The organism is Pigmentiphaga aceris, from assembly GCF_008119665.1.
Classification (GTDB): domain Bacteria; phylum Pseudomonadota; class Gammaproteobacteria; order Burkholderiales; family Burkholderiaceae_B; genus Pigmentiphaga; species Pigmentiphaga aceris.
Window position 1 is genome coordinate 3,596,348 of record NZ_CP043046.1, and the last position, 15,444, is coordinate 3,611,791.

At 60.8% G+C, this 15,444-nt stretch carries 17 protein-coding genes; 13 read left to right on the forward strand and 4 right to left on the reverse strand.

Features of this window, described 5'->3' with window-relative positions:
• Positions 1-95 precede the first annotated feature (95 nt).
• The 13 genes from fdxA to FXN63_RS15660 all read left to right on the forward strand — a co-directional run bounded on the left by fdxA (position 96) and on the right by FXN63_RS15660 (position 12,855).
• Positions 96-419: a ferredoxin FdxA gene (gene fdxA, locus FXN63_RS15600; RefSeq protein WP_148816152.1), complete on the forward strand. Its 324-nt coding sequence runs from the start codon at positions 96-98 to the stop codon at positions 417-419.
• A gap of 2 nt (positions 420-421) precedes the next feature.
• Entirely contained in the window at positions 422-1,219 is a 798-nt protein-coding gene (locus FXN63_RS15605; protein ID WP_148816153.1) for a ferredoxin--NADP reductase, read from the forward strand.
• Between the two features lie 276 nt (positions 1,220-1,495).
• Positions 1,496-2,755: a polyhydroxyalkanoate depolymerase gene (locus tag FXN63_RS15610; RefSeq protein ID WP_148816154.1), complete on the forward strand. Its 1,260-nt coding sequence runs from the start codon at positions 1,496-1,498 to the stop codon at positions 2,753-2,755.
• A gap of 74 nt (positions 2,756-2,829) precedes the next feature.
• Positions 2,830-3,570, forward strand: a complete 741-nt coding sequence (gene rsxB, locus FXN63_RS15615) for an electron transport complex subunit RsxB (protein WP_246164837.1) — start codon at positions 2,830-2,832, stop codon at positions 3,568-3,570.
• Between the two features lie 37 nt (positions 3,571-3,607).
• Positions 3,608-4,252 carry an endonuclease III gene (gene nth, locus FXN63_RS15620; RefSeq protein ID WP_148816155.1) on the forward strand — a complete coding sequence of 215 codons (645 nt, stop codon included), beginning with the start codon at positions 3,608-3,610 and terminating at the stop codon, positions 4,250-4,252.
• A gap of 148 nt (positions 4,253-4,400) precedes the next feature.
• The gene (locus FXN63_RS15625) at positions 4,401-5,174 is read left to right on the forward strand and encodes an ABC transporter ATP-binding protein (RefSeq protein WP_148816156.1); all 774 of its coding nucleotides are present in this window, start codon (positions 4,401-4,403) and stop codon (positions 5,172-5,174) included.
• Between the two features lie 44 nt (positions 5,175-5,218).
• Complete coding sequence (locus FXN63_RS15630; protein ID WP_425468734.1) at positions 5,219-5,920, forward strand: ABC transporter ATP-binding protein; 702 nt, start codon at positions 5,219-5,221, stop codon at positions 5,918-5,920.
• A 116-nt stretch (positions 5,921-6,036) separates the two neighbouring features.
• Entirely contained in the window at positions 6,037-7,248 is a 1,212-nt protein-coding gene (locus FXN63_RS15635; protein WP_148816157.1) for an ABC transporter substrate-binding protein, read from the forward strand.
• A gap of 109 nt (positions 7,249-7,357) precedes the next feature.
• Positions 7,358-8,245: a branched-chain amino acid ABC transporter permease gene (locus tag FXN63_RS15640; protein WP_148816158.1), complete on the forward strand. Its 888-nt coding sequence runs from the start codon at positions 7,358-7,360 to the stop codon at positions 8,243-8,245.
• Positions 8,242-9,231 (forward strand): branched-chain amino acid ABC transporter permease, encoded by a 990-nt coding sequence (locus FXN63_RS15645; RefSeq protein ID WP_148816159.1) that lies wholly within the window; start codon positions 8,242-8,244, stop codon positions 9,229-9,231. The genes FXN63_RS15640 and FXN63_RS15645 overlap by 4 nt, the downstream gene beginning before the upstream one ends.
• 451 nt (positions 9,232-9,682) lie before the next feature.
• On the forward strand, positions 9,683-10,336 hold the full coding sequence (locus FXN63_RS15650; RefSeq protein ID WP_148816160.1) for a cysteine dioxygenase family protein: 654 nt from the start codon (positions 9,683-9,685) through the stop codon (positions 10,334-10,336).
• Positions 10,333-11,976: a rhodanese-related sulfurtransferase gene (locus FXN63_RS15655; RefSeq protein WP_148816161.1), complete on the forward strand. Its 1,644-nt coding sequence runs from the start codon at positions 10,333-10,335 to the stop codon at positions 11,974-11,976. Before FXN63_RS15650 ends, FXN63_RS15655 begins: the two co-directional genes overlap by 4 nt.
• 384 nt (positions 11,977-12,360) lie before the next feature.
• Positions 12,361-12,855, forward strand: coding sequence for a M48 metallopeptidase family protein (locus tag FXN63_RS15660; protein WP_148819404.1), 495 nt, complete (start codon positions 12,361-12,363; stop codon positions 12,853-12,855).
• A 54-nt stretch (positions 12,856-12,909) separates the two neighbouring features.
• On the opposite strand, the gene FXN63_RS15665 is transcribed toward FXN63_RS15660, so the two are convergent.
• The 4 genes from FXN63_RS15665 to FXN63_RS15680 all read right to left on the reverse strand — a co-directional run bounded on the left by FXN63_RS15665 (position 12,910) and on the right by FXN63_RS15680 (position 15,424).
• Positions 12,910-13,212, reverse strand: a complete 303-nt coding sequence (locus FXN63_RS15665; protein WP_148816162.1) for a 2Fe-2S iron-sulfur cluster-binding protein — start codon at positions 13,210-13,212, stop codon at positions 12,910-12,912.
• 12 nt (positions 13,213-13,224) lie between these two features.
• On the reverse strand, positions 13,225-13,974 hold the full coding sequence (locus FXN63_RS15670) for a sulfite exporter TauE/SafE family protein (protein WP_148816163.1): 750 nt from the start codon (positions 13,972-13,974) through the stop codon (positions 13,225-13,227).
• Positions 13,975-14,249: 275 nt separating this feature from the next.
• Entirely contained in the window at positions 14,250-14,939 is a 690-nt protein-coding gene (locus FXN63_RS27340) for an RcnB family protein (RefSeq protein ID WP_342791171.1), read from the reverse strand.
• 119 nt (positions 14,940-15,058) lie between these two features.
• Positions 15,059-15,424: an RcnB family protein gene (locus tag FXN63_RS15680; RefSeq protein ID WP_148816164.1), complete on the reverse strand. Its 366-nt coding sequence runs from the start codon at positions 15,422-15,424 to the stop codon at positions 15,059-15,061.
• Positions 15,425-15,444: the final 20 nt, after the last annotated feature.

A 15,444-nucleotide genomic window follows, 5' to 3' on the forward strand; every position in this document is an offset into this window, starting at 1 on the left:
TTCGGGCGCGCGCTTATTGCTGCTCGCCCAGGCATATGCATGGTTGTCATTTCCGTTAGTTATTTCCTTATGCCTTTTTGGCTGGAGCTCTTTTCATGACTCACGTCGTCACCGAAGCGTGCATCAAGTGCAAGTACACCGATTGCGTGGACGTGTGCCCGGTCGACTGCTTCCGCGAAGGCCCGAATTTTCTGGTCATCGACCCCGATGAATGCATCGATTGCGCGGTCTGTATCCCGGAATGCCCGGCCAACGCGATCCTGGCAGAAGAAGACGTGCCGGCCGAGCAACTCGCCTTCATCAAGATCAATGCGGAACTGGCGCTGAACTGGCCCAGCATCACCCGCGCGAAAAAGCCCCTGCCCGACGCCGACGAATGGCGTGATGTGGCGGACAAGCTTCAACACCTGGAGCGCTGAGCATGACGGCCGACAAAGCGACGGTGGAAACACTGACCTCGCACCACACCTGGGTGCCGGGCAAGCTGTTCTCGTTTGCCACCACGCGGCCGGCCGACTTCCAGTTCACCGCAGGGCAGTTCGCACGCCTGGGCCTGGCACGGCCAAATGCCAACGGCGAGCCCGAGATGGTGTGGCGCGCCTACTCGATCGCTTCGTCGCCGCTGGCTCCCGAACTCGAGTTCTTCTCGATCGTGGTGCCTGACGGCCCATTCACCACGGGCCTGGTGGAGCTTGGCGTGGGTGACACCATCCACATCGACCCGGTTGCCTACGGCTTTCTGACGACGGAACGCTTTGCCCCTGGCGAAGATCTGTGGCTGATCTCTTCCGGCACCGGTCTGGCCCCGTTCCTGTCGATTCTGCAAGACCACGCGATCTGGCAGCAATACAAGCGGGTGGTCGTCGTGCACAGCGTGCGCGAAGTGGAAGAGTTGGCGTATCGCGTCGATATTGAAAACTTTGCCACACACCCGAACTTTGCGCCGTATTTTGCGCAAGAGCCCGATAGACTGAGCTATGTGCCCGTGGTGACTCGCGCTTCGGCAGGCGACATGCTCAACGCCCGGGTCCAGACCTTGCTTGAAGACGGAAGACTCGAAAGTCGTGCCGGCATAACCCTCGACCCGGCGCGCTCCCGTGTCATGTTATGCGGCAACCCGGACATGCTGAAAACCTTGCGCGCCCAGCTTGGCGAACGCGGATTCAAACCGTCACGCCGGGGTGAAGCAGGCAATCTGGCTGTCGAGAACTACTGGTAGTTTTCGATGGGCGGTGCAGGGGCGATATGCAGGTTTCGCCCGTGTGACTGCTTGCCATGACTGCTTAGCATGACTGCCGCGCCTGATGCCCGGGTTGCGCGTGTTGCGTATAAGCATCTTTGTGACCTGCGTACAAGAGGCCAGCTAGACGGACGGTAATTAACATAGTTGCGTACTTGCTACTACTTGTTGCCAGCATTCATTGCAATGCGGCGGCAAGCCGCGCACTATCAGCGTGTTTGCACGCTCCCCGCACGCGCCCTTTTCGAGACTTCCATGCTGTATCAGATTCGTGAACTGCAACGTGCCATCTTGAACCCGATGGTCAGTTTTGCCGAAGCCGGCGCCCAGCTTTTCTCAAGCCCGTACAGCCCCTTTGCCTACACGCCCCTGTCGCGTCGCATTGCTGCCGGATACGAGCTGTTCTACCGCTTGGCCAAAGATTACGAGAAGCCCGCCTGGGGCCTGTCCGAAACCACCATTGATGGCAAAACCGTTGCCGTCAAGGAGGAAATCGCTGCAGAACGTCCGTTCTGCAAGCTGGTTCATTTCCGCCGCGAAGCGCCGTCAGGCGTGCCTGCCGACCCCACCATTCTGCTGGTTGCACCGCTGTCCGGTCACCACGCCACGCTGCTGCGCGATACCGTCCGTGCCCTGATTCCCCAGCACAACGTCTACGTCACCGACTGGATCGATGCGCGCATGGTGCCGGTGTCTGCCGGGCCGTTCCACCTTGACGACTACGTGCGTTACGTCCAGGAATTCATCCGCCAGCTCGGCCCCGATGTGCACGTGATCTCGGTATGCCAGCCCACGGTGCCGGTACTGGCCGCCATCTCGCTGATGGCCACTGCCAAAGACCCGATGCTGCCGCGAAGCATGATCATGATGGGTGGACCCATCGACCCGCGCAAGTCGCCCACCGAGGTGAACAATCTTGCCGTCGAGAAGCCCTACGCATGGTTCGAAGACAACCTGATTCACCGTGTGCCCGCCCCGTTCGCGGGCGTGGGCCGCAAGGTGTATCCGGGCTTCCTGCAACATGCCGGATTCATGGCCATGAACCCCGATCGCCATGCGACCTCGCATTACGATTTCTATCTGGACCTGGTGCGCGGCGACGACGAAGACGCCGAAACCCATCGCCGCTTCTACGACGAGTACAACGCAGTGCTGGACATGCCTGCCGAGTACTACCTGGACACCATCAAGACCGTGTTCCAGGAACACCGCCTGCCGCGTGGCATCTGGAAGGTGGCGGGCGAACTGGTGCGCCCGGCTGACATCGAGACGGTTGCCCTGCTGACCATCGAAGGTGAGCTGGACGACATTTCCGGCTCTGGCCAGACGCGTGCTGCACAAGACTTGTGCACCGGCATCCCGAAGGCCAACAAGGAACACTTCACCTTGCCCAAGGCAGGCCATTACGGCATTTTCTCGGGCCGTCGCTGGCGCGAGATCACCTGCCCGAAGATTGCGGAATTCATCCGCCGCGATCGCAGCGAACCGGCTGTGAAGGTTCGCGCAAGCGCCTGAGGCATTACGCGGGATAATGGCGGGTTAGGCGGCCTATTGCGCCAGCAATGTGGTCGCATCAACCCTGACCCGCCATGATGGTTCCTGCAACTAATTATTCGACGCTTTCTTCGACGCCTTCTGCTGCTGCATCCGCCGCTGTCATTCCAGTGGTCATTCCCGATGCGCGCGCCGCCCTTACCGACCAGATCGATGCCTTGTTGCCGCAGACGCAGTGCACGCAATGCGGCTTCGATGGCTGCCGTCCGTATGCCGCAGCCATTGCCACGGGTGAAGCGGGTATCGACCGCTGCCCGCCCGGTGGCGATGTTGGCGTAACACGCCTTGCCACGCTGCTGCGACTTCCCGTGGTACCCCTGGATACGCACTACGGCGAACACAAGGCCCGCCATGTCGCCGTCATTGACGAACGCCATTGCATCGGGTGCACCTTGTGCATCCAGGCCTGTCCGGTCGATGCCATTCTGGGTGCCAACAAGTTCATGCACACGGTCTTGAACGACCTTTGCAGCGGTTGCGAGCTGTGCATTGCGCCCTGTCCGGTCGATTGCATCAGCATGGCACCGGCACGCGCCTGGGACCAGGAGGATGCGGACCAGGCTCGCCGGCGTCACCAGCATCGCAACCTGCGCCTGACAAGGCCGCCACGAAGCGTCAAGACGCCTGTAGCGTCCGAGAAGCTGCCTGCAGACTCCTGTATCCCGGCATCGCCAATGGACGCCTCTGCAGCACCTGCGGATGACGCCAAGCGCGACGTGATTGCCGCAGCCTTGGCCCGTGCCCGCGCGCGTCGCGCAGGAACGGGTACCGCGTGACCCTGCCAGCCGCGCCCATACATCACCACCACGCCCAATGAATCCCGCCAAACGCTTCGAGATATTTCGCCGCCTGCGCGATGCCAATCCCACGCCCAGAACCGAACTGGAATACGACACGCCTTTCCAGTTGCTGATTGCGGTGATCCTGTCGGCCCAGGCCACCGACAAGTCGGTGAACCTGGCCACCAAACGCTTCTTCCCGGAACACGGCACGCCCGCCACCCTGCTGGCACTGGGTGAAGAAGGCTTGTCGGACTACATCAAGACCATCGGCCTGTATCGCACCAAGGCACGCAATGTCATTGCCACCTGTAGGATCTTGCTTGAACAGCATCAGGGTGAAGTGCCACAAGACCGCGAGTCGCTCGAAGCCCTGCCCGGGGTCGGACGCAAGACGGCCAACGTGGTGCTGAACACGGCGTTCGGGCAGATCGCCATGGCGGTCGATACCCATATTTTCCGCGTGTCCAACCGCACCAATATCGCGCCCGGCAAGAACGTCGTGGAAGTCGAAAAGAAACTCATGAAGTTCGTGCCCAAAGAGTTTCTGATGGACGCACACCACTGGCTGATTCTGCATGGTCGCTATGTGTGCGTCGCCCGTACGCCGAAATGCCCGGTTTGCGGCATTGCAGACCTGTGTGAATACCGCGAGAAAACGCCTATCGCTAGCAGGTAATTGCCGCAGTGCGGCACCCTGGGCAAATACCGATGCTTTTGGGTGGGACCATCTTTCACAATGAGGCGCGTTGCGACAGCTGCGGGATTTTCTGCACTGCATCGCAAACCCGCCAGCTCCGGCGTGAAAGAAAAGGCATCCATCACCCATGAGCGACCTGATTTTAGAAACCCGCGCACTCACCAAAGAATTCCGAGGGTTCGTTGCCGTCAGCAACGTCAACCTTCAAGTGCAGCGAGGCCATATCCACGCGCTGATCGGTCCCAATGGCGCGGGCAAGACCACGTGTTTCAACCTGCTGACCAAGTTCCTGGCCCCGACCAAGGGCAAGATCCTGTTCAACGGGGCCGATATCACCGGTGAACGTCCGGCGCAGATTGCACGGCGCGGCATCATCCGCTCGTTCCAGATCTCGGCAGTGTTCCCCAACCTGACCGTGCTGGAAAACGTGCGTATCGGTTTGCAGCGCAACACGGGCACGTCGTTCCATTTCTGGAAGCGCGAATCCACGCTCAACGTGTTGAACGACCGTGCTCGCGCACTGCTCGATGAAGTCGACCTGGGCGGCTTTGCCGACACGCAGACCGTCAACCTGCCCTACGGCCGCAAGCGCGCGCTGGAAATCGCCACGACCTTGGCGATGGAACCTGAACTCATGTTGCTCGACGAACCCACGCAAGGCATGGGTCACGAGGACGTGGACCGCGTCACGCAACTGATCAAGAAGGTCAGCGCGGGCCGCACCATCCTGATGGTCGAACACAATATGAACGTGATCTCTTCGATCGCTGACAAGATCACGGTGCTTGCACGCGGCGCGGTGCTGGCCGAAGGTCCGTATGACACGGTGTCGCGTGATCCGGCGGTGATGGAAGCTTACATGGGCACCTCGGAAGGCGCACTTGAAGGAGCACACGGATGAGCGTGGCATCGATGAAGACATCGACCAGTGCACCGGTCGGCGAAATGGCGCTTGAAATCACCGGGCTGAACGCTTGGTACGGCGAATCGCACATCCTGCATGGCGTGGACATGAAGGTTCGGCGCGGTGAAGTCGTCACGCTGCTGGGCCGCAACGGCGCAGGTCGTACCACTACCTTGCGTGCGATGCTGGGCCTGACGGGCGCGCGCAAAGGCTCGATCCGCATCAACGGCACCGAAGCCATCGACATGCCCACGCACCGCATTGCCCACCTGGGCATCGGTTATTGCCCCGAAGAGCGCGGCATCTTTTCCTCGCTGTCCTGCGAAGAAAATCTGATGCTGCCGCCGCCGCTCAAAGGCAAGGGCAAGGGCATGAGCATCGCCGAAATCTACGAGATGTTCCCCAACTTGCACGAGCGCCGCAATTCCCAAGGCACACGTCTGTCGGGCGGTGAACAGCAGATGCTGGCGGTTGCGCGCATCTTGCGCACCGGTGCCAACCTGCTGCTGCTCGACGAGATTTCCGAAGGCCTGGCACCGGTCATCGTGCAGACGCTGGCACGCATGATCACCGAGCTGAAAAGCCGCGGCTACACCATCGTGATGGTGGAACAGAACTTCCGTTTCGCCGCCCCGCTTGCCGACCGCTTCTATGTGCTTGAACACGGTGCCGTGGTCGAACAGTTCGAAGCCAGCGAGCTGGCTGCAAAACAAGACACGCTGAACGAATTGCTGGGCGTCTGACACCTGCTATCCGCTGGCACTCACCCTAAGCTGGCAGCGCTATCACACTGCCGGCCGCACTACCGGCCAATCGAGCCGGGCCCATCACGTACCGCCCCCATAAGGGAGATTTTTTGATGAAACTCAACACCCTGGCTAGCGCCATCGCCACCCTTGGCCTCATCTGCGCTACTGGCGCGGCACAGGCGCAGGCTAACTCCGACGTGATCCGCATCGGTTTCATCACCGACGGTTCCAGCGTTTACGCCGACATCGACGGTCCCGCAGGCGCGGAAGCCATCCGCATGGCGGTTGCAGATTTCGGTGGCACGCTGAACGGCAAAAAAATCGAAGTGCTGTACGCCGACCACCAGAACAAGGCCGACGTCGCATCGTCGCGTGCCCGTGAATGGTTCGACCAACAGAACGTACAACTGCTGATCGGCGGCACCAACTCGGCGACCAGCCTGGCCATGCAGCAGGTCGCAGCCGAAAAGAAGCGCGCCTTCATCTCGGTGGGTGCCGGTTCTTCGCGCATCACCAACGAAGCCTGCACGCCCTATTCCATCCACTATGCCTATGACACCGTGGCGCTTGCCAAGGGCACCGGCAATGCGGTGGTCAAGCAAGGCGGCAAGAACTGGTACTTCCTGACCGCTGACTACGCCTTTGGCCAGTCGCTGCAGGAAGACGCCACCAAGGTGGTCAATGCAGCGGGCGGCAAGGTGGTGGGTTCGACCAAACACCCGCTGGCAGCGCCCGACTTCTCGTCCTTCCTGTTGCAGGCGCAATCCTCGAAGGCCGACATCCTGGCACTGGCCAATGCTGGCGGTGACACGATTGCCGCGATCAAGGCCGCCGACGAATTCGGCGTCACCAAGAGCATGAAGCTGGCCGGTCTGCTGGTCTTCATCAACGACACGCACGCAGTCGGCCTGCAAGCCATGCAGGGCCTGTACCTGACCGATGGCTGGTACTGGAACATGAACGACGAGACGCGTGCCTGGAGCGCCAAGTTCGAAGCCAAGGTCAAGCGCAAGCCGTCGATGCTGCAAGCAGCTGACTACTCGGCCACCATGCAATGGCTGAACGCTGCCAAGGCAACCAACTCGACGTCTGCCGAAGACACCATCAAGTACATGAAGGAAAACAAGATCAACGACTTTTTCGCCAAGAACGGCTACGTTCGCGAAGACGGTCGCATGATCTATGACATGTACCTGATGCAAGTGAAGACCCCGGCCGAATCGAAAGGCCCGTGGGACTACTACAAGGTCGTGGCAACCTTGCCTGGTGAAGAGGTCTACACCACGCGTGCTGAATCGCGTTGCTCGCTGATCAAGAAATAAGCCCGGTGCGCGGGCCGGCGTTGGCCGGCCCGTGCTTCTTCACCCCCGCACGTATCGTTTCGCAGCCGCTGCATGCACCGGGCGCTGCGGCAGTCGAGGTTCGCATTCCATGACCGATTTCTTCGGCATTCCTATTCAGGCACTGCTCGGGCAGTTGCTGCTCGGCTTGGTGAACGGATCGTTCTACGCGATTCTGTCACTGGGCCTCGCCGTGATTTTCGGCCTTCTCAACGTCATCAACTTTGCCCACGGTGCGCTCTACATGATGGGCGCCTTTCTCACCTGGATGGGATTGCGATACCTGGGCGTCAATTACTGGGTGATGCTGCTGTTGGCGCCGATCGGCGTCGGCATCTTCGGCGTCATCATCGAGAAGCTCTTCCTGCGCTGGTTGTACAAGCTTGATCACTTGTACGGCCTGCTGATGACCTTCGGCCTGACGCTGATGCTGGAAGGACTGTTCCGCAGCTTCTTCGGCGTGTCCGGCCAACCCTACCCGGTGCCCGACGCCTTGCGTGGCGCAACCAACCTGGGCTTCATGATCCTGCCGAATTACCGCGCATGGGTTGTCGTGGCTTCGCTGATCGTGTGCTTTGCAACCTGGTACGTGATCGAACGCACCAAGCTCGGTGCCTATCTGCGTGCTGGGACCGAGAACCCGCGCCTGGTGGAAGCCTTCGGCATCAACGTGCCGCTGATGGTCACGCTGACCTATGGTTTCGGCGTGGCGCTGGCCGGTTTTGCCGGCGTGCTGGCAGCCCCGGTGCTGCAGGTGTCGCCGCTGATGGGATCGAACCTGATCATCACCGTGTTTGCGGTCGTGGTGATCGGCGGCATGGGCTCGATCATGGGTGCCATCCTGACGGGCCTCGGCCTGGGTGTCGTTGAAGGTCTGACCAAGGTCTTCTACCCCGAAGCCTCGAACACCGTGGTGTTCCTCATCATGGCGATCGTGCTGATGATCCGCCCGGCCGGTCTCTTTGGGAAAGAAAAATGAACAAGCAAGTTCTCGGCTATGTGGCCCTGGCGGCCGGGGTCGCGGTCCTGCCCCTTCTTGGCGTCTATCCGATCTTCATCATGAAGGTCATGTGCTATGCCTTGTTCGCGTGCGCGTTCAACCTGCTGATTGGCTACACCGGCCTGCTGTCATTCGGTCACGCAGCCTTCCTGGGCGGCGCTGCCTATGCCACGGGTCATGCGATCAAAGTGTGGGGCATGCCGACGGAAATCGGCATTCTGTACGGCGTGGCGGTGGCAGCAGCGCTGGGCTTCGTGATGGGCAAGCTGGCCATCAAGCGCAGCGGCATCTACTTCACGATGATTACGCTGGCACTTGCGCAGATGCTGTTCTTCTTCTTCCTGCAGGCGCGGTTCACAGGTGGCGAAGACGGACTGCAAGGCGTGCCGCGCGGCACCCTGCTGGGCTTCATCGACCTGAAAAGCGATATCAACCTGTATTACGTGGTGCTGGGCATTTTCCTGCTTGGCTTCTTCATCATCTACCGCGCGGTGCACTCGCCTTTCGGTCAGGTCTTGAAGGCCATTCGTGAAAACGAACCGCGTGCTGTGTCGCTGGGTTATGACGTAGAGCACTTCAAGCTGCTGGCGCTCGTGCTGTCTGCTGCAATCGCCGGCCTGGCGGGTTCGGCCAAGACCTTGGTCTTCGTGTCTGCCACGCTGACGGACGCCACCTGGCAGATGTCGGGCCTGGTGGTGCTGATGACACTGGTGGGCGGACTGGGCACGATGCTTGGCCCGATCGTTGGCGCACTGATCATCATCACGCTGGAAAACAAGGTGGGCGAATTCGGCCGTACCTTGGCACAGTGGACCGGCATCGACTGGTTCCAGGGCCTGGGCGAATCGGTGACCATCGTCACTGGCCTGATCTTCGTGGTCTGCGTGCTGGCCTTCCGACGTGGTCTGGTGGGTGAGTTCATTGCCTTCGTGAACCGCCGCAAGGAAGCACGGGCGAACGTTTAAGGTGATTGCAAGGTATTGGTAAGGGCCAAGGGGCGGCAGGTGGTGGGTACGTGGTGAATATGTGGTGGATACATGGCAGATGCACATTGGGCACATATTCTGCTGATGCGTATCCACCACCACTCTACCCGGATCACTGCCATGAAATTGGTCATCCTCTGGCTCCTTGGCGTTCCCCTCAGCCTATTGATCGTGCTCAAGCTGATCGGGGTTTTCTGAAGTCGGGTGTTGGTCCAACCGACTTTGCCAGTCAAACGCATTGACACCTACGTTCGAGAAAGCGCCCTGCATGCGGGGCGCTTTTTTTCGTCTTGTGGTTTTGCGCTGCCTGGGCGGACGGCTTCGTATCAAGGCAGGAGTATCAAGCCAGTAGTACCAGGATATGGGCGCAAAATATGGATATGGAAAATATGGCGTTTTCTTCCCCAGCCCCAGCCCTGATAATTTCCCCATGACATCCTCCCCGTCTTCTTTGCCTGGCTCTTCCCCCAGTCCCTTGCCAAACCGGCCGGCATCATCGGCGCTACGCAATTTCGTCACTGGCTTTGCCGCCCTGCTCGATCGCGCGCCCACAGAAGCCGAGATACTCGAACACGGGGGTGCCTTGCTGCGCGATCTGGTCGCGCATGACGACTGGCTACCCGACGCGTTCGCGCAGCCTCATCCAACCTATTACCAACAATTTCTGTTGCATGCCGATTCCGCGGAACGCTTCTCTGTCGTGAGTTTTGTCTGGGGGCCGGGGCAGCGCACGCCGATTCATGACCATACGGTCTGGGGATTGATCGGCATGTTGCGAGGTGCAGAAACCTCGCAGGGCTTCACGCGTGATGCAGCCGTTCATCTGCACGCCGACGGGCCGCTGATTCGGCTCGACCCTGGCCAGGTGGAAGTCGTGTCGCCCAGCGTGGGAGATATTCACCAAGTGGCGAATGTGTTTGCTGACAAGGTGTCGATCAGCATCCACGTCTACGGGGCCAACATTGGTGCCGTGCGGCGCTCGGTGTACGCCGAAGACGGCACGCCCAAGGCGTTCATCTCGGGGTATTCGAACACCGTGTTGCCAAACATCTGGGACAGATCCAAGGAGACAGCAGCCTCATGAGTCATACGGGTACGAACGCAAATGCCGCGCAGGCAAGCCAGAACACCAGCCCCTTGCCCTCGCTCGACTACGCAGCCGTTCGCGCCAGCCTGCTGGCCGGCGAGGAAATCGCGCTGATCGATGTCCGGGGCGAAGACCCGTTTGCACAGTCGCATCCGCTGTGGGCGGCCAACTTTCCGCTGTCGCGGCTGGAACTGGATGCGTGGTCACGCATTCCGCGTCGCGACACCAAGATCGTGATCTATGGTGAAGATGCCAGCGGCGATCTGTCTGCGCGCGCTGCAGCGGTGCTGCACAGCCTTGGGTACACGAAGCTGCACCAGCTGACAGGCGGGCTGGCCGGCTGGATCGCAGCCGGTGGCGAGGTGTTCCGTGACGTGAACGTGCCCAGCAAGTCCTTCGGCGAACTGGTCGAGGAAACCCGCCATACGCCGTCACTGAGCGCACAAGAGGTCAAGCAACTGATCGATGATCGCGCCAATGTCGTGGTGCTGGATGCGCGGCGTTTCGATGAATACCAGACCATGAGCATCCCTGGGGCAACCAGCGTACCGGGTGCGGAACTGGTCTTGCGGGTACGTGCGTTGGCACCTGACCCTACCACCCAGGTGATCGTGAACTGCGCGGGGCGGACACGCAGCATCATCGGCACTCAGTCCTTGGTAAATGCCGGCATTCCGAACCCCGTGGCTGCCTTGCGCAACGGCACCATCGGCTGGAAGCTGGCTGGCCAGCAACTGGCGCACGGCGCAGATAGCCGGGCACCGGGTATCGATGCAGAAACGCGGCAATCCGCGCAGGCCGATGCCCGCCGCGTGGCAGACCGTGCAGGGGTGTGGCGAATCGCTCGCAATGCGCTGTCCACCCTGGTCCAGCCGGACCGCACGCTGTACCGCTTCGATGTGCGCACGCCCGAGGAATATGCGGCCGGCCACCTGCCCGGCTTTGCGAATGCGCCGGGCGGGCAATTGGTGCAGGAAACCGACCATGTGGCACCGGTGCGCGGCGCGCGCATCGTGCTTGCCGACGACGACGGAGTACGCGCCGACATGAGCGCCTCGTGGCTGGCGCAAATGGGTTGGGAGGTCTATGTGCTCGATCCTGCATCCACAGACGGGTTCACGGAAACCGGTCATCCCGATCTGAACGCGCCACCACCCCCCGCAGTGAACACCATCACGGCATCGGAACTGGGTGAATGGCTGCATCAAGCCGGTGCCGATGATGTCCAGGTGCTGGACGTCACTCCCAGCGCCAACTATGTGAAGGGGCACATCCCTGGCGCATGGTTTGCCGTTCGGGCCGAATTGGCACAGGCGCTGCAATCCCGCCCACGCCCGCGGCGTTATGTATTCACCTGCGGAACCAGTTTGCTTGCGCGCTTTGCTGCGGCCGATGCCGCACGGCTGACCGATGTGCCGATCTACGTGCTGGACGGCGGAACCCGTACGTGGGCGGCGGCAGGAAATGCGCTTGAAGCCGGCGAGACTGGCTTGGCCTCGGCACGCACCGACCGTTATCGACGCCCGTATGAAGGCACGGATGCACCGGCGCAAGCCATGCAGGCTTATCTGGACTGGGAGTTCGGCCTGGTTGCCCAACTGGGGCGCGATGGTACGCACGGCTTCCGGGTGGTGTGATCGCGCGGGTACGTGTGTGGGCTGCGCTGTTTTTAGCGCCGCTGTTTGTAGGCCGCTGTTTGTAGGCCGCTGTATTTGGGCTGCGCCATGTATGGGCTGCACGATGTGCGGGCTGCGCCGCGTGTAAACCTGCGGCGCTAGTGGCCGCAGAACCAGGCCACCGGCGCCTGGTGCGCATGACATGCGTCGCCGTGGGCGGTACGATGCGGTCCGCGGTCAGGATGTGTCGTCCACCGCTGTTCCGTTGGTGTTGTGATGCCCGCCTCTGTTCCCGATCCTGTGTCTGCCGTGCCCACCGGCACTGATCAGACCACGTCTGTCACCCCCACTGCCGCGCCTGCGGTCATGGATGCCGTGGCGCACAAAGCCGCCATGGATCGCGCCATGCGTTATCTGGGCTCCTACCCTGCATCCTTGAAAGCCCGCGCGCGGACCATGATCGAACGGGGCGAAGCAGGTCCGTGGCTGGCCAAACGTTATCCGCAGCGCCATCCGGTGCAGACCGACAAGGCGCTGTTCACCTTCGCCAACGAGATTCGCCAGAATTTCATGCGGCAGGCTCCCTTGTTGAACAAGGTCTTGTACGACAGCAAGCTGGATGTGATCGCGCACGCACTGGGCCTGCACACCGCCATTTCACGGGTGCAAGGCGGCCGTCTGGTGGCGAAGAAAGAAATCCGCATCGCATCGCTGTTCAAGCACATTGCGCCGGAATTTCTGCAGATGATCGTGGTGCACGAATTGGCGCATCTGCGCGAAATGAACCATGACAAGGCGTTCTACCGCTTGTGCGAAAGCATGCAGCCGGACTACCACCAGGTTGAATTCGACTTGCGCTTGCTGCTGGCACAACGCGAGGCACCCCCACCGATTGGCTGAGGGACGGATTGACTGTAGGGACGGATTGATCAGGGCCGGAAGGTGTGACCACGTTCAGCGCGGAGCGTCCCACAAGGTCGCCTCGGGCACGTGCAATTCCAACTCAGAGGTCGGTTTGGCAACGCAGGGCAGAATCCACCCCTCGTTGCGCTCTTCGCGCGTAAGCCCTGGCCGTTCGATCCGGTACGCCACACTACCACTGCGCAGTTGGCTCATGCAAGCACGACAGGTGCCATTGCGACACGAGGTCGGCAAACGAATGCCTGCAGCACGCGCTGATTCGAACAGGCTGCGATCAGGATCGGCCTCAAAGCGCCACCCCTGGGGGCTGATCAGTACCGGAAAGGCGTCGGCCATCACGCTGCCCGTTTAGTTGGCCAGCACACGCGGCAATGAGAAGACCAGCATCGCCAAGCCAGATGCGCTCAGCAACACCAGCACCAGACGACGAAACGCGGTATCGCTGATGCTGCGATACAGGCGCGTGCCCACCACGCTGGGAATCAGGACGGCCGGTGCAACGATGGCAAACATCGGCCACATTTCGCGCGAGATTACGCCCGTCAGCAAGTAGCTGATCATCGTCACGCTGAGCATGGTCAGATTGAAGTTCTGCACCACCGCGCGCTGGCTGTGACGCGGAAACCCGCGCACGGTTGTCCAGAGCGTCGGGATCACTCCGGAAAAACCGCCCAACGCCGACAAGGCACCACCCATCATGCCGACGACCCCGTCAGCCAGCTTGTTAGGCTGCTTGAGTACCGGGGGTCGTTTGATGAACAGCATGGCCGGGCACCAGATCAACAACAGCAGCCCCAGACCGAGCTTGAACGCGTCGGCATTGATATTGGGCAGCACGAGCACCCCCAAGGGCACACCGACCAGGCCACCCAGGATGAACGGCCACAACAAGGGGAATTCGACATTGCGCCGCACGGTGACCGTGGCGAGTATCTGCCCGGTCAATGCACCGAATACGGCCATCGCGGCTGCGATGTGCGGGTCCAGCACCCATACCCAGAAGGACATGGCCACCAGCCCGAACGCAAAGCCCGACAGGCCCTGCACAAAGCCGGCAACGACGGCACCCAGCACCACGATGACAAGAAACGAATTCATGCCGGGCATCATAGCTGCCAGACGGGCAAGAAGACGCAGATTTATCGGGGTTTATCGTGCTTTCTTGATGTCATCAGCGTCACAAGCACCGCATTGCGCCACCGCAACGGTTCAATGCCTCATTTAGCCCAACAAGTTGCTTGCTCGACAGCCTTTAATCAGCCGGACAGCAACAAGAAAGCCGGGCTGCCATCACATTGGCAAGCCCGGCTTTGTTCCTGTCCGGTTGCAGTTTCAGGCCGCAGTCCGGGTTGGCGCACAGAACGACAGTCAGATCATTGATTCATCAGAACCTGCACGATCACGCCGGTTGCAACCGCGATCAGCAGATACTCACCACCTGACTGTACCCATTGGTGGCCGCGCGGCGGCTGCTTCAAGCCGTGACCACGCCAGTCGTCAACAATGTACTGGCGGCCGCGATATTCCGCTGGCAGGCGCTGTCCACGTTCGAAGTGCGGGGGCCGATTGGCCTGCCAGCGCGGATCGTTGCGGCTTTGCTGCCACTGCTGCTGGCGCTGTTGCAGATCGAACTGACGCTGCTGCTCATAGCTCTGGCGTTGCTGCTGTTCCAGTTGCTGCCGCTGCTGCTCCATCTGCTGACGCTGCATTTCCTGCTGCTGACGCGCCCGCTCCTGGCGCTGACGCATGTCTTCACGCTGGCGCTGCAGATCTTGCTGGATGCGTTGCTGGTCTTGTTGCTGACGCTGCTGTTCGAACTGCCGGCGCTGAATGTCCTGCTGCTGGCGCAGCTGCTCGACCTGCATGCGTTGCTGTTGCAACTGCTGTTGTTGCTGTACTTGCAACTGCCGTTGTTGCTCGACCTGCTGGCGTTGCTGCTCTTGCAGTTGACGCTGCTGTTCTTGCTGCTGGCGTTGCATATCCTGCGGACTTTGCGCAAACACGGTCGGACTCGCAACCATGCTGAGCGCCATCAGCGCAGACACCAAAGTCGTGGTTTTCATGGTGTGTCCTGGAAAAGTTGATGACGCCATCATGCACGTCGTGGGTAGGCCTATCAGCCGCAAAAATCAGGCCCGCACACAGGGATTACGTGGTTGATACAAATCGGGGCGAAGACGCCTTAGCGGCTGATCAGCACTTGTGTGATCAAGCCAGTGGCGACGGCAACCAGCAGATAATCGCCGCCGGACTGCACCCAGCGATGACCGCGCGGCGGGGCTTTCAGGCCATGTGCACGCCAGTTCTCTACCACGTATTGGCGACCGCGGTACCGTTCCGGCAAGTGTTGCCCACGTTGGTAATGGCCTGAACGGGCGTAATCGCGATCATTGCGACGGTGGCCGTCGTCGTGATCGAAGCGGTCGTGGCCGCGCTGTTGTTGAACCTGGGGCGGCGGGCCGCGACGATCACCTTGGGCAAACACGGGCGTGCTGGCAGCAAAAGTCAGGGCCAGGGCGAGCGCAATTGCTTTGGTCTTGGTTTTCATGGTGGGTGTCCTTCAGGGTG